The organism is Psychrobacillus sp. FSL W7-1457, from assembly GCF_038593405.1.
Taxonomy (GTDB): Bacteria; Bacillota; Bacilli; order Bacillales_A; family Planococcaceae; genus Psychrobacillus.
In genome coordinates, this window is record NZ_CP151993.1 from 682,726 (window position 1) to 704,455 (window position 21,730).

Sequence of the window (21,730 nt, forward strand, 5' to 3'; positions counted from 1 at the left end):
CCAAATCAAATGATACAAGAGAGAAAAAAACCTGACCAATCGCTGGCCAGGTTTTTGCTAAAAAATTTTAAATAGAAAGGGTGAGTAAATCCTTCAAGTCTGCGTCAGACATTTCCGTGATCCATTGACTAGAATGAATCAGTTCCTCAGACAATGCCTGCTTCTCTTCAAGTAGCTTATCAATTTTTTCTTCAATTGTACCAATTGTTATAAACTTATGAACATGAACAAAATTCATTTGTCCGATTCGATAAGCTCTATCTGTCGCTTGGTTTTCAACCGCAGGATTCCACCAGCGATCGGCATGAAGGACATGGCTAGCAGCTGTAAGATTCAGTCCTGTTCCACCTGCCTTCAATGATAGAAGGAAAACTGGGAACTCCTTCGCCTGAAATGCTTCAACCAAATGGTCACGCTGATTTTTTGGCATACTTCCTGTTAGGAAAGGAGCGTCAATTTGGAATAGCTCCGTCAAGCAATGCTGTAGTAAATGGCCCATGCCAATGTACTGGGTGAAGATTAGACATTGCTCGCCTCGGGCAGCGATTTCACCAGCCAGAGTCACAATTCGTGCTAGCTTCTCAGAGCGTTCAAGCATATCTTCTGCGTCATCAAAAGGCTCCTTCAAGTAAAGGGCAGGGTGGTTACATAGTTGCTTTAACTTACTAAGCATTTTTAAGATGAGTCCTTTTTTCTCAAAGCCGGAAAGCGTATCCAGCTTACTAACTGTTTCTTGTATGAGAGACTCATACAAAGCAGCTTGCTCGGTAGTAAGGCCGCAGTATTCTCGCTGTTCCAGCTTTTCAGGTAGGTTAAGCAATAATTCTGGGTCCTGCTTCGTTCTTCTTAATAGGAAGGGCTGAATTTTGACACGTAGCTTATGCTTTACAGAGTCTGAGTTATCTCGCTCTATTGGTGCTATATAATTTTCCTGGAACTTACGGAAAGAGCCTAAATATCCCTTATGGATAAAGTCGAAGATGGACCATAGCTCGGATAGTCTGTTTTCAACCGGTGTTCCAGTTAAAGCGATATGATGCTTACCAATTAGCTTTCGAATGGCACGTGATTGTTTGGTATGCATGTTCTTGATATTCTGAGCCTCATCGAGTGTAATGCTAGACCACTCTATTTCCTGTAATGCTTCAATGTCCTGCATTGCAGTACCGAAAGTAGTAATGACGACATCTGCTTCTTTGTCTATTTCCCGTGTTCGTGCTGTCCCATAATGAGTTTGAACAGTTAACGATGGAGCAAATTTAGCTAGCTCCTTCTGCCAGTTTCCAAGAACAGAGGTCGGACAAATGATTAAGGATGGTGTCTTTTGTTCTCCGCTTTCATGAACATGGAGCAGATAGGCGATCAATTGAACAGTTTTTCCAAGTCCCATGTCATCTGCCAGACAGGCACCAAACTTTTCATTGCGCATAAAGACAAGCCAGTCTAATCCTAGCTGCTGATATGGGCGTAATGAGGTTAATAGGTTGGATGATACATCAACCGTAGGATAACCTTTTTTCTCTGAAAGTTGTTCCATTAATACCTTAAGAGATTGCTGCATTTCAAATTGAAATAGTGGATCCTCATCAGACTGCTCGTCATCATCAATGGCTAAAGCAATTTCTTCAGGAATCTCACGGAACAATAGCTCCTTCACCGTCCAATTTTCATCCTCGGACTGCTTCATCAACTTTCGGATTTGTTGCATCCATGCAGCATCAATTCGGAACCATTCGTTTCCTGCTTGAATATAAGAACGGTTTTCATTGACCATTTTTTGAAATTCATCTGCAGAAATTTCGTGACCGTTTAAAGAAAAGTTCCAGTTAAACTGAAGAATTTCATTTAAACCTGCAGCTGTCTTATACGTATTAGCAGTCTTTGCGATTGTTTTTACCTTCATTTTGGATTCCTTGAGGCTCTTCAGCCAGCTTGGAAGGACAACCTCAAATCCAAGAGCTTGTAATTTGATCAAGTCATCACGTAAAAAAACACGCACTTCTTCATCAGTTAACGGTGAAGAGAAAAAGGTAGATAACTCTACAGCATCAATTGAGGAAACAAGGGAAAATATTTTATCCTGAGTTTCCTCGATGTAGGTGCTATAATCTCTCCATTTATCAGGCAGTGCTTCCTTAATAGGTGATGTCTTTTTACGGTAGGCAGGCGTCCAATAGACACTGCTTTTCTTACCGCGAACAACTGTCTCTATTAACCATGTGTCATCTGCTTCATCTGGCTCGGATAGACGTAAGGCAACCAATAGATTCGGGTGAGTCGACTGGGATTTTATCGGCCAGCCGCCCTGCTGGAAGAATGGTATTAAGGCAGGTAAATCCTCCATCGTCAGCCCGGCCTGGAACAGCTTCTGCTGAATGGCATGTTGGACAAGCTGCTTTCCTCGTTCTTCAAGCGGAGCCGAAACCTCTAAATTATTCTCCTTTAGCTCGACTGTGTTCCAAAGGTCTGGTGAGCTCCAAACGCCTCCAGCTTCTTTAAACGTCGTTAGCCACTCTTGAGCAGACTCATTTGCCGCAGAAAAGGTGATAAAGGGATGCCCTTCAGAAGAGAAAATCTCCATTACCTCTACTGGAGAAGCAACTAATACGTTTTCCTCAATTTGTGCATTGAGTCCAAAAAAGCTTTCACGATGATTTAAGTAGAGAGCCTCCACCCATTCTTGAATGGAAACTCCATTTGTAGATAAAAGAAAGCTTCCATTTGCTGCTTGTTCGATATACAGAGAAAATTCTTTTGTAATAGATAAAGGCTTATTCATAATGGCAGGTTTCCTTTCTCTATTTCTTGTTGCAAGGCGCGAAGTCGGCGATACTTTTCACGAACACTTTCTACGTAAGCATTCCAATAGTCAATTTCGTTTGCTTTCTTCGCCACCTGTTTCATTTTCTTCCAAACGCGAACAGCTTGCTTGTAGCTGTATCTGTTTTTTTCTTGGATATAACGCATGGCATAATGATGATAAAGTGGAAGAAGTACTTCAGGAGCTTCCTCTCTTACAACCGCTAAACCACAGGACTCCGTATACTCTAGTGAAGAGTTGGTAGCCTGGTGAAGCGCCATCCATTCTTTATACCGCTTCTGTTCGATCAATAAACCGGAGTATGCCTGGATCCCATATAAACCAAAAGATAAATATAGCTTTTCCAGTTCCTCTGTTGTTAAGTCCACTTGGTTGAATAGTATTTGTAGTCTTCTAATGAGCATAACCTTTGCTGGATGTTGAATGACTTCCGTTAAATAATAGGAGATATGAGGCAAAAGCTTTCTACTCAGCTCATTTACCAAATCCTTGTTGGACGCATGAAGAGCCTTTTCACTAACCTCTACCCACTCTAGTAGTTGGTTTCTATCCATATTCTCCGCTGCTTCCAAAAGCTCATCAATCATAGACAGGGTAAGATAGAAATATGGCAGCACCATATTTAACATGAGTCCATCTTCTTCTATAGTAAGCTCCTGCAGGTATTTAACCTCTTGCATACGAGTAGCCTTATCTGTTACTAGGGCATCCCAGAAAGCCAAGTATATGTGCTTTCGGTAATAGATCAGCCCTTCCTCCTCATAGTAAAAGGAACGTATAATTTCCATCATTCGATCGTAAAACGGGTCCGCTGCGAACATTCTAGGTTTTGCAGCTAGTTGGGACAGACTCTCATCTAAATCCTCAGTATAGTTTGTTAAAAACTGATACACTCGGTTGCGCATATTAGTTTCGGCATATTCATTAAAATAAAACCAGGCACGTTGCAGAATACCTAGCTTGACATACACATCAAAAATAGGTTGCCATTCTCGCTCAAATGGTCGAGATTTTCGAACCTGAGCTTCTAGATCATGGATTGCAAATTCTAACAAATAGAAGCTAGTTGGCGGGTAACTTGAGATAAACTTTCGGAAAAAATTATCGATAATAAAATCCCAGTTTTTCGGATTTCTTTCATTGGAAAGTAACGATAGTTGTAAATGCTCCGAGTTGGATTTCCAATTAGAAACCCAATCCGATAAGGAAAAGTTTTGTTGATATAGATAAAAAACCGCTGCAACAATATGTCTACATGGCTTTTGCATTTGGCAAGGACAATGAATGAGGTCTACCATTGGCAAATATTTAACCTCAATATTTGTTACGTCTCGGATAACAAAATCTACCCGGTTTTCGGATAGGGAATAATTTGATATGGATACCGCACCATTACGTACAAAAAAGGTTGCTCTTCTTACGAGTTCCTCATCTTCTGTGACTGTCGGATTTAATTTCTCTTCTATATTTCTCATCGATGTATCTATATATTCTTTATAATGACGAGCTAATTTTTGATACGAAGTTAGGTTCAAACAAATCTCTCCTAATAAAAAAGGCTTTCCTTCCATTATACGTTTAAACCTGCTCGAATAAAAGCCAAAGGGAGAGCAAAACTGTTTCCGAGGAAAAAAAGCAAAATAAAAAGCCTCACTAGTATTGAAAAAAGTGAGGACCTTACTCTGTTTTTAATTTCTTTATATACCGCTTGAGCTCTTTGTCATCGTTAGAATGCGATTTAATATCCATCACTAACTCACGGAACTCTTTCAGATGCTGTAGTGGTGCTATGTTTTCCTCATAAAAGGACTCTAAGTATCTTGCTCGACTTTCTCGCGCCTCTAGCCCAGGGTTCTTACTTTTAGAAGGCTTGCCCATCAGCATATGTAAAAAATCATCCTTTGGTATGGCATAAACCTCCTGGATTGTCCCCAGTAAGCTAATAGGGATTGCTAAATCACCTTTTTCATACTTAGACAATGCAGAATGATCAATACCCATTCTTTTAGCAGCTTCCATTTGAGTAATATCTAATTGTTCACGGTACGCCCGGATATGCTCGTAAAAGGCCATATAATCCCTCCTCAACAATGCCACAAGAATAACGAAAAGAGAGAAGGTTAGATTAAAAATCGCCAAATTGGAGATTAATGTAATTATTTTGATGTAATGCAGTATAAAAGTATTATAGGACAATTTACTTAAGAGAGGAGAGGAAAGTAGTAGAAAGAATCCAAGTATTTATCCCTTTGTTGTTTGATTCTTTAGATGGTTATTCGAAGAATGGTTTAAATCATGTGAAGCTAATTGGAGTTAAAAAGCAAAACGTACAATACATTGTAGAAAGTCCTAAAAAAGATATGAAGCATATACCTTTAATCGTATCGGAATATTTCAGCATCTATGATCTTCAGCTGGACTTTAACCGAAATATGCTTCTGTTCTATATAAATTGTGTGAAAGAGGTATCAAGAGAGGAAATCCTACAAAGGATTTATGATGCTATTTTAGTAGAATATAGTGCGGAAAGATATGGTTTTTTTATATGCCCTAGAGGAAAAAGGAAGATAGAGAGTGCATTGTAAATTAAATAGAAATATTTTAATAGCGAATGCATTTAGCGTTCGCTTTTTTGGCTAAATACACTACACGAAAAAAAGATATTATGATATACTACAATAAATCAGAAAATTCAAAAAGGATAGGAGGGGATGGAATGTTACTTGTACAATTAATGAAGCCTTTTTATACTCAGCTGGAAGGGGATAGGATCAAGCTAGTCTTCGCCTATCAATACTTTTCCTTGCGTAAGGACGATGAGCTTTTTGACTTCATACCTGTAGAAGGAAAAGAGATCATAGTTAACGCTAACTCGTTACAAGTCGAGAACCTGTCCGAAGTATTTGTCTTCCAAAAAGGAAATCGTTTTATTCGACTTCCTCTTTACCAACTCCTATTAGTCTCTGATATTCATGTACACCTTCAAACCATTATTAATGCAAACAATGTAGACGAGTCTAGCTCGATGCTCTTAGAAGGAACACAGGAAATTATAGACCATTTAGAAAAAGAAAACTTCGAACGAATGATAGATTATGCATTACTCCATAAAGATGCAGCTCTTTTTAGAGAACTACAAGATTACAAAGACACATACGGAGGACATCATGTCGACTAATCTCATACCTTGAAAACACCTTGCGAAAATTCTATTTCCAAGGTGTTTTTTCATGGCTAAATTACTGAAAGGACGTAAACAAATGAAGAAGAATAACAAATGTACTTGAACCCACTATTCCAAACAAAATATCCTCCCAATTAAAACCGAACTTAGCCATATTCCTATACCTCCTACACTTTATTGTTACGGGTGCCTGGCACCTGCAATAAATCTGTAATGTCTGTGTAATATATACCCAGTGTTTAGGAGGTTAGACAGTGTTTTGAAAATTTTTTTGTTGATATTTTAGGTGGGTGTGTCGATATAAAGGTTAGTAGAGTGGATGGGGGTTAGAGGATGCTAGGTAAGTGGAGTGCGACGGGGTTATCTATTCTTCGCAATATGAATCAGCATTGGTCGGTTGCTAATCGGTCGATGGAACGTCTTTCCTCTGGTTATCGGATTAACCGTGCTGCGGATGACCCGGCTGGTCTTGCTATTTCGGAGAAGATGAGGGCGCAGATTAGAGGTCTTGGTCAGGCGGCTCGTAATATTCAGGATGGTATTTCGTTGTTGCAGACAGCTGAGGGAGCACTTAATGAAACACATGCTATACTCCAACGTATGCGTGAGCTAGGGGTGCAGGCTGCGACTGATACATTAACGGATGAGGATCGTAGCTTACTTAATATTGAGTTTGAGGAATTGAAAAAAGAGGTTACTAGAATCTCCAAGGATACTAATTTCAATACGAAGACCATGCTTGACGGCACTAACACCTCCATTAACATTCAGGCAGGGGCAAATGCTGGACAGTCTATAGAGCTCCTCTTTGGTGATATGTCGGGAGGAAGCCTTGGCTTGAATGATCTGTCGATTTCCTCAAGAGCTGATGCAGAAGATACAATCGGTGGATTAGATGATGCTATTAATAAGGTTTCTCGGGAAAGATCTCGAATGGGGGCATACTCGAATCGATTGGAGCATGCCTACAATAACGCGGTTAACATGGAAGAAAACTTAACTGCAGCGGAATCTCGTATACGTGATGTGGATATGGCAAAGGAAATGATGGCATTAGTGAAAGCTAATATATTAATGCAGGCCAGTCAATACGTACTAAGCATGCATATGCAACAGGCTCAATCCGTATTGCAACTATTAAATTCACATAAACAATCGTGAGGTATTGTTCACGGTTGTTTTATTTTGCCGTCTTCTTTGTAATAAAATAGAAGCTTTGTAACCAAATATATACAAGAAATTTTAGCCATTCACAATTATTTACGTTAAGATAGGTTTATAGATTATAGAAAGAGGGAAAAAGGTATGAGGAAGGTCTCGGGATTAACTACATTTGTATTCCTATTAACATTATTACTTGCACCCATGTACACATGGGCAGCTCCAATTGATGAAGTCAGGCAACTGGTCAAGGAATATTACAAAGGAGAGCTCCAGTCTAACATAACAGAACTGGATTCCATAGAGTCCATAGTGGGGCAGTTAGATCCTTACTCTACCTACTTTACAAAGGAAGAGTTTGAAAGATACACAGATTCGATAAACAATAAACCCACTGGTATCGGGATCTCAATTGAAGAACATGAAAAAGGCATCCAAATAGTGAGCACGTTTGACGGTGCTCCAGCAAAGGAGGCTGGCATCGAGCCGGGAGACATTATTCTTTCTGTGGATGGGAATTCTACAGAGCGCATGTCTGTGCAGCAGGCTTCCTCACTAATCACAGGAAAAGCCGGTACAAAGGTTAACATAGAAGTGCTAAAGATTACAGGACAAAAACAGTCATACATATTAACAAGAAAAAGCTTTCAGGTTCCAGTTGTTTCTACTGAAATGTTATATGGAAACGTTGGCTATATAAGCATCAACTCCTTTTCAGAGGATGGCGCTTCCTTAGTCATTGCAGGAAAGGAGCGACTTGCAAAGAAAGGTGCAACCTCTTATATTTTAGACCTGCGCAATAATGGCGGGGGCTACGTAAACACTGCGGAGGAGCTAATTGGTTTATTTCCAAATAGTCCTCATGCGTATATGCTAATGCTGAAAAATCAGGTAGGTTTAGTAAAATCGATACCGCAAAAGGATTTATTTCCTACTAATACAAAGGTACTGATTAATGGCTATAGTGCGAGTGCATCTGAAATGACTGCGGCTGCACTATTAGATCACAAATCAGCTACTCTTTACGGACAACGAACTTATGGGAAGGGCTCCATGCAGTCGTTTTATCCATTGTCGGATGGGTCTTACCTAAAACTGACGGTGGCCGAATTTGCAGGTCCTAAAGGCACCGTTGTGAATAAAACAGGGGTACAGCCACAGGTGGTGACCAAAGAGGGAATGGAGCTTGAGAAGGCCCATTTAGATACGATTTTAGAAAGCTATCCATCTTATAAAAGATTATCTAAACTAGAAAATGTAGCGCAGACAAAACAATTCACGGTTACATTTTCAGAAGCTGTTCAGCTGAATAAAAAAGAGGGAATCGAATTGATCGCATTAGGTGATGCCAAGAAAATCCCTTTGAAAGTAGAACAAAAATCTACCAATCAAATTAAAGCAATACCGACAAAACTAGAAAAAGGAGCAGCCTACTTACTACTGATCCACCCTACCTTCCAATCTTCGAAAGACATTCAGATGGAACAAGGTGCTTACGTCGAGGTAACTGTTCAACAATAAGAGGGGGAACACTTGGTGTTTTTTGAATTTAGATTTTGGAAATATCTTTTCCATCAGCAAGACTTGGCGAATTCATTAAAGGATGCGACATTGCGCGATTTTAAGGGACGTGTATGGATGGTCGCTTTGTTAGGCGTGCTTCTTTTTGCACTTCGCGATATCTGGGGGATGCACACAGAAGGACTTACGACTTTATTTGCAAAGGGATTTGGAGAAACCTATTTTATTGCTAGAATTGTCTCCTTAATAGGAGCTATTCTTTGGTCGCTTGTCTACATGGCATTTTATTTTTTCCTCATTTCTTACGTGCTTCATAAGCTAACGAACGTAGACTTATCTAAAGTTGCAGTGCTGCAACTATTTGTAGTCGGACTTCTTTTATTGGAAAAGGCATTTGTCTTTGTTTTATACGCAATCGTTGGTTATACAACAGACTTTTCAGTACTATCGTTTGGACCACTAGCAGCGGTGTTTTTAGATAATGATTTTTTTGTTTACTTCTTTAATGAATTAAGTCTAATTACTGGCTTAATCATTGCGATTCAGTTTCAGTTCCTGCGTAACTACACAGAATTGTCTACTCGAAATCTAATCATTATCTTAATAGCAATTCCTATAGTATTGGCATTACTTGTGGCAGGCTTTGAAGTTCTTCCTATTGAAACATGGATTGAAGGGGGGCAAGCCGTATGAATAAATGGTTAGTAATAGGAGTTTCTATTATTGTTTCTACGTTTATAGCAGCAAACGCAATTCTGCTGTTCGAGGAAAATAGTGAGATTGCGAGAACGTACTACTTAAAGGATCATGAAACTGTTCAAACGAATACATATTCCAAGGAGCTAGAAAAAGAATCGGTTGTAGTCCCAACGGATGCAGTGATGGTGACTGTCGATGTGGAACGAGTAAGTAATTTAGCGGTCTCAGAAGGTGAAGAAATAGGTGCTGATACCGAACTGGCCCAGCTAAAGCCAGATTTTGCTGAAGAGCAACGAGGCATATGGGAAACCGAGGTACAGGCCTATAGACAGGAACAAATGCAGTTAAATCAAATTATAAGTGACCTAGAATATGAAAAATCGAATACAGAAGGGTCTTACACGGATACAGACACAGCTACTAGTAATACGAACGATGAGGTAACAGATGTCAATGTCCAGGTGGATGTTCAGCTTTCCCAAGACGGAAGCTATTCACAGGCTATCGGAGCAGCAAAGCAAAAGCTTGCGGAGATAGACCGTCAGCTACAAATCATGGAAGCTCAGCTAAACCAGGAGCCAGGCGCAATGTCACTGCTTAGCCCAATCGCAGGAACCGTTGGGTCGATTGAGAATAAAGACGGCAAATACTTTATAGAAATATACTCCGTGGAGAAATCCTTGCTTACCTTCGTGCCTGAGAAAGAATGGCATAAGCTAGAAGCAGGAATGCTAGTGCGAAATTATTCCTCACATAGCGAGTCCATGGCAGAGGGAACGATTGCTGCAATCACACAAGTACCTGCAAATGGCTCTCCTTGGCTTTCGGCATATAAACAATATGACGCGCAATCAGAGGAGCCACTTTACGAGGTAATGATCCAACTAAACGAGCAGCCAGAACAGTTACCGTTTGCCGCAAACATGAACTCTGCAATCACGACACAGCAAGCAGAGAACGCAGTAACGATAAAAAGAGAATGGCTTTTAAACCCGTCAAAGGAACAAGCCGAGCTTTACGTGTTAACTCCTGAAGGGAAGATTACACGAACTGCAGTAAATACTCCATTCCAATTAAACAAGCATGCTGTCGTATCAACAGGACTTGAAAATGGCATGATCGTCCTAGACGATAAACCAAAAGCAGAGATGGCCCCAGCCTTCCTACCGTTCCCGTTGGAGACACCGTCATGGACGAGCATCAAGGCAGTTAGCTGGAAGGATTACGTTAAATATCTGACGTATAAATAATGGTATTCTATTAAACTAGAAAGAGGATGTATGTTCACTAGGTGGGCATACATCCTCTTTTTTTGATTAAAAGTGGTTGACCCGTTGCGGGATTATTACAAGTGCCTGGCACCTGTAATAATTTATTGGGTGATTGTAGTAATTGATGGCTTGATTGTCGTAAAGTAGCGATGGATTGTAGGAAACTACCCTCGAATTGTCGTAAATTTTTCTCGTCCGACCGATGCTTGGGTTTGATTGCTATCTTAATCTATCAAAAACGATTACTAATACTTAACATATTAATATTACTTCGCTATACTAAAGATTAATCTAAATTGAAAGTAAGGCGAATAACTATATGAACAACCAGTGGAAAATTTACGGTATACTCGTACTCGTTATGTTAATATGGGGCGCTAATCTTCCGATGCTTAAATATTTGATCGCAGAGGTATCCCCAGTAACCCTGACCGCCTTCCGTATTTTTACAGCTGGTGTTACAGTTTTTCTTATTTTATGGAAAATGAAAATGATTCGAAAGCCTTCGAAGCAGGAATGGAAATATATTGCGATAGGGTCTTTGACTAACGTAGTAATCCATCACTATTTCCTGAATATTGGGCTCTCGGTTACAAGTGGAACACACGGAGCACTGATCCTAGGGACAGGGCCAATGCTTACAGCGATAGCAGGAGCATTTATCCTAAGGTATTTTCCTTCTTTGATTCAATGGCTAGGTCTGGTATTAGGGATAATTGGGGTAAGCCTTTCTGTAGTAGGCGGTGGTGACTTAGGGGGCTCTGCCATCGGAGACTTCTTTGTATTCCTTGCTATACTTGCACAGGTCATGAGCTATATGGTGATAAGTAAGGCTGCAAGAACATTGGATCCAAGACTGCTGACAGCATATATGCTTGTAATCGGCTCATTTATATTAATGATTATCAGCTTTATACAGGAGCCAGGAGCAATTGTTCAATTTACAGAAGTAGATCCAGTATTCTGGTTGATTTTCTTTGCCTCTGCGATCCTAGGCACAGCAGTTGGTCACATGCTATACAACTACTCGATAGGTCAAGCGGGTGCAACTAAATCAGCGATATTCATGAACCTAAACACTATTTTCTCATTAGTATTCTCTGCCATTTTCTTAAACGAGGTGCTAGGGTGGAATCATCTGGCCAGCCTAATCTTCATCATAGCCGGTGTAATACTCGGCTCAGGAGCAGCAGAGGATCTATGGAAAAAGCATAAAAAGAAAAAAGCAGCTGCCTAATATTCGGTAGCTGCTTTTTCATTGTTGCGTGAGTATTACAGGTGCCTGGCACCCGTAATGTATTTAAAACATTATGACAAGTGCCAGGCACCTGTAATAAAACAAACTAAAAAAATATAAAAAGTTTGCTAGCGACCCCCACAAAAATGAGTGAGCCTTCGAATAACTAGGTGTCCGGGTAATAGTTGGACAAAAATTTATACGAGGTGATTATATGCAGAATTGGAAGAAGACTGGTGCTGCTCTATTAGTGGCAACTTTGACAGTATCAGGCGCAGGCTATGCTTGGGCGAACAGTAATTACGACACCGTAAACATTAATGACGTAAACAAACACACACAGGAAACATCGTCAGCTTCTGAGACAGCACAGGTAACGCCGACTCAAGCGGTTGCAGCAACATCAACGACTGCAGCAACAGCACAAACGACTACAAACAAGGATCTTCCCGTGGAATTGGCAACCGAAAAGCTAGTTGGATTGGTGAAGGCATATGAAACTGCTAGTAATGATGACGCAAAAGCAGCAATCTTGAACGTGATTAATCGAGTTATTGCAGAGTATGAAACGACTCAAAAAGATATCTACCAAAAGAAAGCTCCAGAGCTTACGGCTGCAATCGATCGATTAATCGTGTTATTCAAAGACTATCAGCAAGCACCTAATGCAGACAAAAAAGCAGCAATTATCGCTCAAGTAAAAACTGTAGTTACGGAGCTGCAAAATTATTTAGCTAAACAAGAGGAACCTAAAGAAAATACGCCACCAGTCATTGTTCCTCCTATTAAAGACAAAGACAAAGACAAAGCAGACAGAGATAAGAAAAAAGCAGAGCTAGAAAAGAAAAAGGCTGAAGAAAAAGCAGCTAAGGAAGCAGCAAAGGCAGCTGCTGAAGCAAAAAGAGCACAAGAAAAAGCAGCTGCTGAAGCAAAAAGAGCGCAAGAAAAGGCAGAACGCGAAGCAGCAAAAGCTGCAAAGCAAGCTGAAATAGAAGCAGCGAAAAAAGCTAAAGCCGCTGAATTGGCTGCAAAAAAAGCAGCTCACGAACAAAAGAAAGCTGAACAGAAACCAAAGCATCCTAATGGTAAGGATGAAAACCATCATCACAAGGGACCAAAGCACAATCAACAACCAAAACATGATAAGCATCAAAAACATAAAGATCACCATAACAAACATGACCACAAACATGGTCATCATGGGCAAGGAAAAAATGATAGAAATTAATCATATTTCAGAATACCGCTTTTCATTTCCCGGATAGACAGATACAATACAGGTTTATACGGAAATAATGAGAACGGAGGGTATATATGCTTTTGTCCATCATTCATGGCCTCTTCAAATCAAAACAGAATAAAAGAAAGCTAGAATTTGGGACAATGGCTGGCGATGAGGAGGTAATCAATGACCTCCTCTTAGCCAATACCTCCTTTATAAAGAAAACGGCAGCTTACATTTGCAAGCGGCCAATCGATGAACAGGATGAAGAATATAGCATCGCGCTTAATGGATTTCATGAAGCGGTCCTTGCATTCAATCCTGAGGAAAATGCATCCTTACAAACACTTGCACATCTTATTATAAAAAGGCGACTTGTTGACTTTATTCGAAAGGAAGCTACCCGCAAGGAAAAGGTGCTTCTACTCCAAACGGGGGCTACCGAGGATAGAATAGACGAGCAGCATTATATATGGAACGAGCAATCCATTGAATCATACACAGAAGAACAGCGAGCGGAAGCAAGGAGAGAGGAACTGGTGCGTTTTGGGGAGCTGCTAGCAACTTATAACTTGTCATTTGATGAGTTGACGGCTTCAGCACCAAAGCACAAGGATACACGGAAAACTGCCTTTCTAGTGGCACAAATTATTTCCGAATCCGAAGAGCTTTACGAGTCCTTTATTCAGCATAAAAAGCTTCCGCTCAAGAATATCGAAGCACTGGTAGATGTATCGCGAAAAACGTTGGAACGGCATCGCAAATATATGATTGCCGTCGTACTGCTACTCAACAGTGACTTCGTTTATATAAAAGATTATGTGAAGGGAGAAATCATATGATGCGCAACTTTCGAGGCGTTGTCTGTGAGAAGAAAGATGATTACTATGTCTTTCTCACAAGTGAGGGCGAATTTCTGCGCGGTACCCCATTGGTTGATGACCCAATGATCGGATCCGAAGCAGAATTTCAATTGCTAGAAGCAAAAGCTCCATTTTTACTGACACAAATAAAGCCTAAAATTCTAGCCCCAATACTTGTCGCGGCAATTGTTCTCATATTTTGTGTCGCATCTTTGATCCCTCAGCAAACGAGCGCTTATGCTTATGTACAATTAGAAGGTGAGCATGCTGTCGAAATCGGTGTAGATGAGGACGGGCAGGTTATTTCACTCCGTTCTCTCGATGAAGACACTCCTATCGATATTAATAATTGGGAGGACCTAGCGCTTGCTGCTGTCTTAGTCCACGCAGTCAAGCAGGTAGGAGCAGCTCAGGATGAATTAGTAATCACAACCGTTTATGAGAATGAAACCAATCAAGAAGTAAAAGCTCAAGTAAACCAAGCCGTAAAAGAAGTAAAGGCAGTACAATCAGAGCAACATATTAATGTAACAGAAAGCTCTGCAGAAGAACGTAAAAAAGCAAACGAAAATAACACATCGATTCAAAAGTACAAACAAAAAGAACAACAACCAGTTAAAGAAAACAAAACCAGTGTAGAACAACAAAATAATTCCAGTGTAAATAAACACCAAAAAACCAGTGTAGAACAACAAAATAATTCCAGTGCAAAGCAACAAAAAAAATCCAGTGTAGATGAAAAACAAAAAAACAGTGTAGAAAAGCAAAAACCAGTCGTTCCAGCTCCATCTCCAGCTGCCACCCAGAAGCCGGAGAAAGAGAAAAAGGAACAACCAAACAAACATGAAAATGCACCAAAAAATAAAACTCATAATCCCGAAAACAAACTAAACCCTAACCAGTCAAAAGACAAGCCGAAACACTCGAACGACCGTAAACACAAGGATGAAAAACAACACCCATCCAGGAACGATCACAAAGGTGTAGGTCCAAAAGACAATAATAAAGGGCACGACAAACCGAAAAACAATCATCACAATGGCAACAATCAAGGCAACCACCATAGAGACAAGAATAACAACCATAGGCCATGAGCTTCTACTTTGCTATAAGTATGTGTAGACTCATGGGCCACATAAAAATGCTTTGTCTTATTAGACGAGGCATTTTTTTCGTGTAAATGGAGAATCGGTCGGTTTTCTTCAATAATCGGTCGGTTCAGCAACAGAATCGGTCGGTTTTCCCAAATAATCGGTCGGTTCCAAATACCAAATAAATCCCAAGCCCCTTTCATTTCTCTATCTTAATATAATAGCCACAAAAAAGCAGAAACGCTGTAAGATCAGCATTCCTGCTTTTTTTGAGGTTAAATTCGAACCATTCCATCTAATTTATTAACACTATTTCCTTAATAAGGAAACTTTTTTAATATGCTTAGAAATAATAAAAAGAGTTTGGCATAATTGAATTCGTTTTTCATACAATGAATATTAGCCTAGGAGGTTTATCACATGATTCCAAATAGTATAAAGGTAACAATTATTGCATTTTTATCCATAATATTTTTTATCCAAATTAATTCAGTAGCGTTGGCAGAAAAATCGAGTGAAAAAAATTACTATGTTTCTCCAAAAGGTAAAGATGCTAACCCTGGTACTAAAAAGAAACCGTGGAAGACAATACAGCATGCTGCAAAGGTGCTTGAACCCGGTGATACGGTGTTTGTACGAGGAGGGGTCTACTCCGAATTCATTCATATAACAAAATCAGGCTCTAAAAACCTCGGGAATATCACTTTTCAATCATTTCCAGGAGAGGTGGCCATTCTGGAAGGGAAAAAATTAACAGTAACATCAGCTAAGAGAGCCTTCTTTTATATAGATAATGCAAGTTATATCCGAATTGAAGGATTTGAGTTAAGAAACCTAAAAACGAGAAAACAGAATCGATATCCGGTCGGAATACTGGTAAAAGGCGGAAGTAGCAATATTCATCTTTCCGTTAATAACATTCACCATATTGAAAATAAATCTCGAAAAGGAAATGCACATGGCATTCTCATTTATGGGAATACCTCCAACGCTATGAGTAGCATTACGGTTAATAACAATGAGATTCACCATCTGAAACTCGGAAGCAGTGAGGCACTTACCTTTAGTGGGAATATACAACAGTTCGCTATTACGCACAATGAAATTCATCATAATAACAACATTGGAATTGATGTTGCAGGGTTTTACAATGCTTGTGAAACAGACGACTGCGTAGATCAAGCGAGAGATGGAATCATCGCAAACAATAAAATCTATAAGAATAGCTCTAAAAGAAATGAATCATACAAAGAATATTCAGCTGGTGGAATTTATGCAGATGGTTCTACTCAGCTTACTATTGTAAATAATATAGTAGCTTACAATGATTTCGGAATTGAGCTAGCAAGCGAGAAGGAAGGAAAAACGTCTAGTGAGATTGATGTGAAAAATAATATTATTTACTCCAATAATGGAGCCGGAATAATTGCGGGAGGGGCAGAAAAAAACAATGGAGGTGCGAGCAACAATAACATAGTGAGCAATGTTCTCATGTTTAATGACCAGACAGATGAAGGCTATGGAGAAATAACGATGCAATGGAACACAAAAGAAAACCAAATTTTAAATAACATAATATACAGCAAGGAAAAAGATGAATACCTCCAAAACTTAGGGGACGACGCAATGTGTAATATTTATCTTAACAACACTATTCATTTATTTGAAGAGAAACCTTTTTTCTTTTCACCAGTAACAACTTTCTTTAAAAACTTACGTTGGTGGTAAAAGATCTTCTACAATTTGATGGAGAGGGATGTTATCTATTTGAGAGTTTTAATAACAGGTGGATATGGCTTTATCGGTTCTCATGTAGCCGACCGATATTTTAAAGAAGGCTATGATGTATTTATCTTGGATGATTTATCTACCGGAAATAAAGAACATATTAAGTTCAAGCATAAGAGTTATATCGTTTCTGTGGAAGATAAAAAATGTGAAGAAATTTTTCGTTCCTATCACTTCGATGTGGTCATTCATTTGGCAGCCCAGGTTAGTGTGATGAAATCTATTTTAGATCCAAAACGAGATACAGAAATTAACGCAGTAGGTTTAGTGAATATATTATCCCTATCTCACAAGTATAAAGTAGGGAAATTTATTTTTGCATCATCTGCTGCCGTTTATGGGGCTAATGAACAGCTTCCCTTACAGGAAACTAATAGGTGTAATCCTATCTCTCCTTATGGTATGAGCAAGTGGTTAGGAGAATCATATTGTGAAAAATGGCGAGAACTATATGGCTATGAAAGTGTCGTCTTTCGATTCTCTAATGTATATGGGCCTCGTCAAGGCAATACAGGAGAAGGTGGAGTCGTCTCTACTTTCTTAGAGAGAATAACGGAAGGTAAACATTTAGAAATATACGGTGATGGAGAACAAACACGAGATTTCATCTATGTAGGCGATGTTGCAGACGCCATTTATCGGACGTCAAACTCTAATTTAAGTGGAATTTACAACTTGTCCACGAATAGTGAAATAAGCATAAATGAGTTGGTCGGTTTGATGGAGGAGCTTCATGGAGAAACAGAGGTTGCCTACACTGCTGCCAAGGAAGGAGACATTCAGCGTTCCTCTCTATCAAATGAAAAGTTAGTAAACGATTTAGACTGGAGCCCAATGTTTAGTATGAAACGGGGTTTGGAGCAGACATATGAGTGGATGAAGGATAAAAAAGCGAAACAGACGTCCGAAAAAACAGTTACTTCTTCCAAAAAAGCTCCTAGTCTCTTCAAACAATTTCAGCCCTATATAGAAAATGTGCTGGTATTCTCTGTGATTGCTTGGTTAACTCTAGCAAACCAAGTGAGCGTCTTGAATATAGTAGACTTTGCCTTATTTTATATATTAATTATAGGTGTGATTTATGGGAATAGGCAGTCTATTATAGCTGTTTGCCTTTCTATTGGACTCCTCATCTTTGAAAAAACACTAGAAGGTAGAGAGTTGATCTCCCTTACGTACGATACCTCTTTCCTCTTGCAAGTGGCACTCTTTCTATCCATAGGGCTTATTGTAGGCTACTCAATTGAACGAAAGAACAACCTATTAAAAGAACAAAAAAGTAAACTGGAGGAGCATGAAGATCGCTATTCTTTTTTAAGTGACATGCATGCAGAGATGAGAGAAGTAAAAAAAGAGCTGCAACTACGCGTGCTCAATACAGGAGACGGACTTGGAAAAATACATTATCTCCTGAAAGAGTTAGACACCCTAGACCCTGAACGTATTTATTTGAACAGTATAGATGTGCTACAAAAAATGATGAAGGTAAAAAAAGTGTCTATATATAAGTTTTCGAATGACAATGCCTCCTACAAATTAGTAGCAGATTCAGGCTCCTTTAAATCTTCTGCAACTCTGAAGGTAGAAGATGATTATGTTCAGCAAATAGCAAACAAGAAAAGTATTTTTGTGAATAAAACACTCCTCCCCAATGCCCCTTTAATGGCTGCCTGCCTGTCAAATAGTGAAGAAAAAATAGCACTTATTACAATTGATGACTTAGAATTCGAGCATATTTCACTTTATCATGAAAACCTATTTAAAATTATTACAGAATTGATAGAAGCTGCACTAGTTAGGGCACTACACTTTCAAAGCCTGTCAGAGCAAGAACATTTTCTGGCGCAGAGTCCAGTGTTAAAGGAATCTGTCTTCCAAAAAATTCTTCAAACGAAAAGAGAAGCATATACCAAATTTCAAATACCGTATCTTCTGTTAGAAGGAATGACAAATGAGGAAACCTTCATTCATGACGCCACAGAAATATCCAAAGAAATTGATGAAACAGATTATATAGGAGAGAGCAACGAGCATCATCTACTAGTTTTGCTTGCTAATACTTCTAAGCAAGCAGGTGAGCAACTAGTATCCAGGCTAAGTGAAAAAGGCATTGTATTAAAGCTGGTAGAAGGAGAGCTTTAAGATGATGTACGTCTATGTAATCTACCTTATATTATCGGCTATCATTTTATTTTTCATCACACAGAGAAACGTAAAGGAATGGATACTGAAGTTCATAGTTGTAAGTTTTCTACCTGTTATCGGGTGGCTTTTGCCCATTCAGTGGCCAAAAAGGGCGATAGTAAACAAGGGAGAAGAGCTAGATAGCTATATTAATCAGATGAATGAGGATATAGCCTTGGAAATATTATCAAGCCAAGAAAAAATAGATAAAGAAAAAGAATTGAATATTGTTCCAATAGAGGACGCATTAGTAATTAGTAATTATGCTGCTAGAAGAAAAGCGATGATTAACGTATTAAAGGAAGATCCACTGGAGTATATGGAGGTTATAAAAACAGCCGTGCTAAATGAGGATCCTGAAACTTCACATTATGCTGTTACCGCAGTAATGGAAGTGAAGCGAAAGCTATCCATCGCCATTATGGAGCTTTCGGATGCCTACCACAGTAATAAACAAGATGTCGCAAATGCTATATCGTACACCAATGCTATCAAGTCCTATATGAACAGTGGCTTTTTAGATGAACAGACCCTAAAGAAATATAAGTATTTATATATCGAAGTGTTAGAACAGTTGATACTTCATAACGTATCAGAGGAACACATATATAAGGAAAAGTTTAGAGCAGAGGTAGAGATGAAGGAATATTTAGCAGCAGAAACTACATGTAAACAATATCAGAAGAAGTTTCCAGCCTCTGAAGAACCTTATATTTGTTTCATTGAATTATTTTACACTACTAAATCTTCTATTAAGCTACAAGAAACATTGAATCGATTAAAAAATTCAACTATCCAATTTTCAAATAGGGGACTTACTATCGTAAGGTATTGGTCGGAAGGATTTGAACATGAAGCTAACAGGGAACTTCTCTAAAAAAATATATATCATTTTAATACTAGTCTTATTATTTGGTTTACTCCTTCAATTCGCCCATTCCAAGTTTGTCTTACAATTTCAACAAAATCAAAGCTTGATAGAGGAAAAGAAAGAGATTATGAAAAACGGCTTTGGTGAACAACAGCCTATTACAAGTGGCGACGCTTATTGTGTTTTCTATGATAAGGCTGATGCCTACAGTAATAGATTAAAAGATAATGCGATACAATCTTTGGAATATATGAAAATGAAGACTTTAGAAGTAAATGTGGAGGAAAGATTGGAAGAGTTAAGCAATTGTAAAGTGGTGATTCTCGCGACAGACAAAATAGGACATTTAGGAGATATAGAAAATGTGGAGCAGTATGTTCATCAAGGTGGATATATTCTTTTCATGTCGGTCCTAGAGCCTGATGATCATTATCAAATTTTATACCGTAAAGTTGGAGTCACTTCTTTTCACGATTATATAAACACGAAGGGAATAAAACTAACTTCTAACGTGTTGATAGGAGAGAAAGATCTCATAATCGATGATGAATTTATTACTAATACATCCTTAAGTATAGCGCTAGCTGATGAGGCAGAATTATTAGCGAAAAGTTATCAGGACATTCCACTGTTATGGAAATCGAATTATGGGGAAGGGGCATTTATGAGTTTCAATGGAACCTTACTCCAGGAGAAGATAAACCGCGGCTTTTTTGTAGGTGCATTAAGCTTGCTAGAGCCCAATTTCATCTATCCAATTTTTAATCTAAAAGTATTTTTCATCGATGACTTCCCTGCACCAATTGTTAGAGGTACTACGCAGGTTATTTATGACGAATATAAGAAGGATATCCCATCTTTTTATCAGGAAATTTGGTGGCCAGATATGTTGAAAACTGCTAGAGACTACGATTTAAAATATACCGGAGCCATCATTGAAACATATAACGATAGAGTAGAGCCTCCCTTCGATAATATAGACGACAAGGATACTCATTACTTAATATCTTATGGACGTGAGTTAATAGATAGCGGAGGGGAATTAGGATTCCACGGCTATAATCATCAATCGTTAGTAATGGATAAAGAGGTTTCTAAAGTTTACGGCTATAAGGAATGGAAAAAGAAGTCTGACATGTTCAAATCCATTCAAGAGCTTGTTACCTATACTAAAAATGCTTTTCCTCAGTACACAGTTACCTCCTATGTTCCTCCATCCAACACGCTGTCAGTGGAGGGAAGAGAAGCCTTGAAGCTAGCATGGAAGGATTTAACGGTTATCTCTTCCTTATACCCTCAGGACGGAGAGGGAGTGGCCTATGTCCAGGAATTCGAAGTAGCGGATGATGGAATTATTGAGATGCCACGAGCAACCTCTGGCTATTATGAGAAGGTTTATGATCGTTGGGCAGAGGCGAATACAATGACTGGAGTCGGTGTATTTTCTCACTTTGTTCATCCAGATGACGTTATTAGTGAAGACCGAAGCAACAACATGGGATGGGAACAAAATTATGAGCTTTTTAATAAGTATATGAGTCGGGTTCAGCATACGTATCCATGGGTTCGGGCTTTGCCGGCAACTGAGGCTGCATTAGATATGGCCAAGAATATCTACTCCCATGTTACTTGGAGTCATAGTGAATACGCGATAGAGGGGCACGTGACCAATTATCGTTCAGAATCCTTTTATGTATTTAGGACGACAAGTAACATAAAGAGCTTAACCAACTGTACAGTTTTAACTATCGATGAAAACACCTATTTAGTTACTGCCAAAGCTGCTAATTTCAAAATAGAATTGGAGGAAGCTTGAG

17 protein-coding genes are annotated in these 21,730 nt (G+C 39.1%); 14 read left to right on the plus strand and 3 right to left on the minus strand.

Going from position 1 to position 21,730, the window contains the following annotated elements; translation table 11 throughout:
* Window positions 1-67: 67 nt before the first annotated feature.
* The 3 genes from NSQ95_RS03370 to NSQ95_RS03380 all read right to left on the minus strand — a co-directional run bounded on the left by NSQ95_RS03370 (window position 68) and on the right by NSQ95_RS03380 (window position 4,894).
* On the minus strand, window positions 68-2,779 hold the full coding sequence (locus NSQ95_RS03370) for a DEAD/DEAH box helicase (RefSeq protein ID WP_342560260.1): 2,712 nt from the start codon (window positions 2,777-2,779) through the stop codon (window positions 68-70).
* Window positions 2,776-4,356, minus strand: coding sequence for a hypothetical protein (locus tag NSQ95_RS03375; RefSeq protein WP_342560261.1), 1,581 nt, complete (start codon window positions 4,354-4,356; stop codon window positions 2,776-2,778). The genes NSQ95_RS03370 and NSQ95_RS03375 overlap by 4 nt, the downstream gene beginning before the upstream one ends.
* A gap of 142 nt (window positions 4,357-4,498) precedes the next feature.
* Complete coding sequence (locus NSQ95_RS03380) at window positions 4,499-4,894, minus strand: helix-turn-helix transcriptional regulator (protein WP_298471488.1); 396 nt, start codon at window positions 4,892-4,894, stop codon at window positions 4,499-4,501.
* 176 nt (window positions 4,895-5,070) lie between these two features.
* Here NSQ95_RS03380 and NSQ95_RS03385 point away from each other — a divergent pair, with 176 nt between their 5' ends.
* The 14 genes from NSQ95_RS03385 (at window position 5,071) to NSQ95_RS03450 (ending at window position 21,729) form a co-directional block, all read left to right on the plus strand.
* Complete coding sequence (locus tag NSQ95_RS03385; protein ID WP_342560262.1) at window positions 5,071-5,406, plus strand: hypothetical protein; 336 nt, start codon at window positions 5,071-5,073, stop codon at window positions 5,404-5,406.
* 131 nt (window positions 5,407-5,537) lie between these two features.
* A complete protein-coding gene (locus NSQ95_RS03390) occupies window positions 5,538-5,999 on the plus strand; it encodes a transcriptional regulator (protein WP_342560263.1) in 462 nt (153 codons plus the stop codon).
* Between the two features lie 339 nt (window positions 6,000-6,338).
* Entirely contained in the window at window positions 6,339-7,166 is an 828-nt protein-coding gene (locus NSQ95_RS03395; protein WP_342560264.1) for a flagellin, read from the plus strand.
* Window positions 7,167-7,310: 144 nt separating this feature from the next.
* Entirely contained in the window at window positions 7,311-8,687 is a 1,377-nt protein-coding gene (locus NSQ95_RS03400; protein WP_340885319.1) for a S41 family peptidase, read from the plus strand.
* A 15-nt stretch (window positions 8,688-8,702) separates the two neighbouring features.
* Window positions 8,703-9,380, plus strand: coding sequence for a hypothetical protein (locus tag NSQ95_RS03405; protein ID WP_340885317.1), 678 nt, complete (start codon window positions 8,703-8,705; stop codon window positions 9,378-9,380).
* Window positions 9,377-10,636 carry a hypothetical protein gene (locus NSQ95_RS03410; protein WP_340885315.1) on the plus strand — a complete coding sequence of 420 codons (1,260 nt, stop codon included), beginning with the start codon at window positions 9,377-9,379 and terminating at the stop codon, window positions 10,634-10,636. Before NSQ95_RS03405 ends, NSQ95_RS03410 begins: the two co-directional genes overlap by 4 nt.
* Before the next feature lie 340 nt (window positions 10,637-10,976).
* Complete coding sequence (locus NSQ95_RS03415) at window positions 10,977-11,894, plus strand: DMT family transporter (RefSeq protein WP_169359498.1); 918 nt, start codon at window positions 10,977-10,979, stop codon at window positions 11,892-11,894.
* Window positions 11,895-12,108: 214 nt separating this feature from the next.
* The gene (locus tag NSQ95_RS03420) at window positions 12,109-13,122 is read left to right on the plus strand and encodes a hypothetical protein (protein WP_342560265.1); all 1,014 of its coding nucleotides are present in this window, start codon (window positions 12,109-12,111) and stop codon (window positions 13,120-13,122) included.
* 86 nt (window positions 13,123-13,208) lie between these two features.
* A complete protein-coding gene (sigI, locus tag NSQ95_RS03425) occupies window positions 13,209-13,958 on the plus strand; it encodes an RNA polymerase sigma-I factor (protein ID WP_342560266.1) in 750 nt (249 codons plus the stop codon).
* A complete protein-coding gene (locus tag NSQ95_RS03430) occupies window positions 13,955-15,073 on the plus strand; it encodes a hypothetical protein (RefSeq protein ID WP_342560267.1) in 1,119 nt (372 codons plus the stop codon). The genes sigI and NSQ95_RS03430 overlap by 4 nt, the downstream gene beginning before the upstream one ends.
* A 417-nt stretch (window positions 15,074-15,490) precedes the next feature.
* Complete coding sequence (locus NSQ95_RS03435) at window positions 15,491-16,798, plus strand: right-handed parallel beta-helix repeat-containing protein (RefSeq protein ID WP_342560268.1); 1,308 nt, start codon at window positions 15,491-15,493, stop codon at window positions 16,796-16,798.
* 39 nt (window positions 16,799-16,837) lie between these two features.
* Window positions 16,838-19,000: an NAD-dependent epimerase/dehydratase family protein gene (locus tag NSQ95_RS03440; protein ID WP_342560269.1), complete on the plus strand. Its 2,163-nt coding sequence runs from the start codon at window positions 16,838-16,840 to the stop codon at window positions 18,998-19,000.
* A 1-nt stretch (window position 19,001) separates the two neighbouring features.
* Window positions 19,002-19,919 carry a hypothetical protein gene (locus NSQ95_RS03445; protein ID WP_342560270.1) on the plus strand — a complete coding sequence of 306 codons (918 nt, stop codon included), beginning with the start codon at window positions 19,002-19,004 and terminating at the stop codon, window positions 19,917-19,919.
* Window positions 19,894-21,729 (plus strand): DUF2194 domain-containing protein, encoded by a 1,836-nt coding sequence (locus NSQ95_RS03450; protein WP_342560271.1) that lies wholly within the window; start codon window positions 19,894-19,896, stop codon window positions 21,727-21,729. Before NSQ95_RS03445 ends, NSQ95_RS03450 begins: the two co-directional genes overlap by 26 nt.
* Window position 21,730: the final 1 nt, after the last annotated feature.

Bases quoted from the DNA above. Each gene is read 5' to 3' on its own strand.
- NSQ95_RS03370 (WP_342560260.1), bottom strand. From the start codon at position 2,779: ATGAATAAGCCTTTATCTATTACAAAAGAATTTTCTCTGTATATCGAA.
- NSQ95_RS03380 (WP_298471488.1), bottom strand. From the start codon at position 4,894: ATGGCCTTTTACGAGCATATCCGGGCGTACCGTGAACAATTAGATATT.
- NSQ95_RS03390 (WP_342560263.1), top strand. From the start codon at position 5,538: ATGTTACTTGTACAATTAATGAAGCCTTTTTATACTCAGCTGGAAGGG.
- NSQ95_RS03395 (WP_342560264.1), top strand. From the start codon at position 6,339: ATGCTAGGTAAGTGGAGTGCGACGGGGTTATCTATTCTTCGCAATATG.
- NSQ95_RS03400 (WP_340885319.1), top strand. From the start codon at position 7,311: ATGAGGAAGGTCTCGGGATTAACTACATTTGTATTCCTATTAACATTA.
- NSQ95_RS03410 (WP_340885315.1), top strand. From the start codon at position 9,377: ATGAATAAATGGTTAGTAATAGGAGTTTCTATTATTGTTTCTACGTTT.
- NSQ95_RS03415 (WP_169359498.1), top strand. From the start codon at position 10,977: ATGAACAACCAGTGGAAAATTTACGGTATACTCGTACTCGTTATGTTA.
- NSQ95_RS03420 (WP_342560265.1), top strand. From the start codon at position 12,109: ATGCAGAATTGGAAGAAGACTGGTGCTGCTCTATTAGTGGCAACTTTG.
- sigI (WP_342560266.1), top strand. From the start codon at position 13,209: ATGCTTTTGTCCATCATTCATGGCCTCTTCAAATCAAAACAGAATAAA.
- NSQ95_RS03430 (WP_342560267.1), top strand. From the start codon at position 13,955: ATGATGCGCAACTTTCGAGGCGTTGTCTGTGAGAAGAAAGATGATTAC.
- NSQ95_RS03435 (WP_342560268.1), top strand. From the start codon at position 15,491: ATGATTCCAAATAGTATAAAGGTAACAATTATTGCATTTTTATCCATA.
- NSQ95_RS03445 (WP_342560270.1), top strand. From the start codon at position 19,002: ATGATGTACGTCTATGTAATCTACCTTATATTATCGGCTATCATTTTA.
- NSQ95_RS03450 (WP_342560271.1), top strand. From the start codon at position 19,894: ATGAAGCTAACAGGGAACTTCTCTAAAAAAATATATATCATTTTAATA.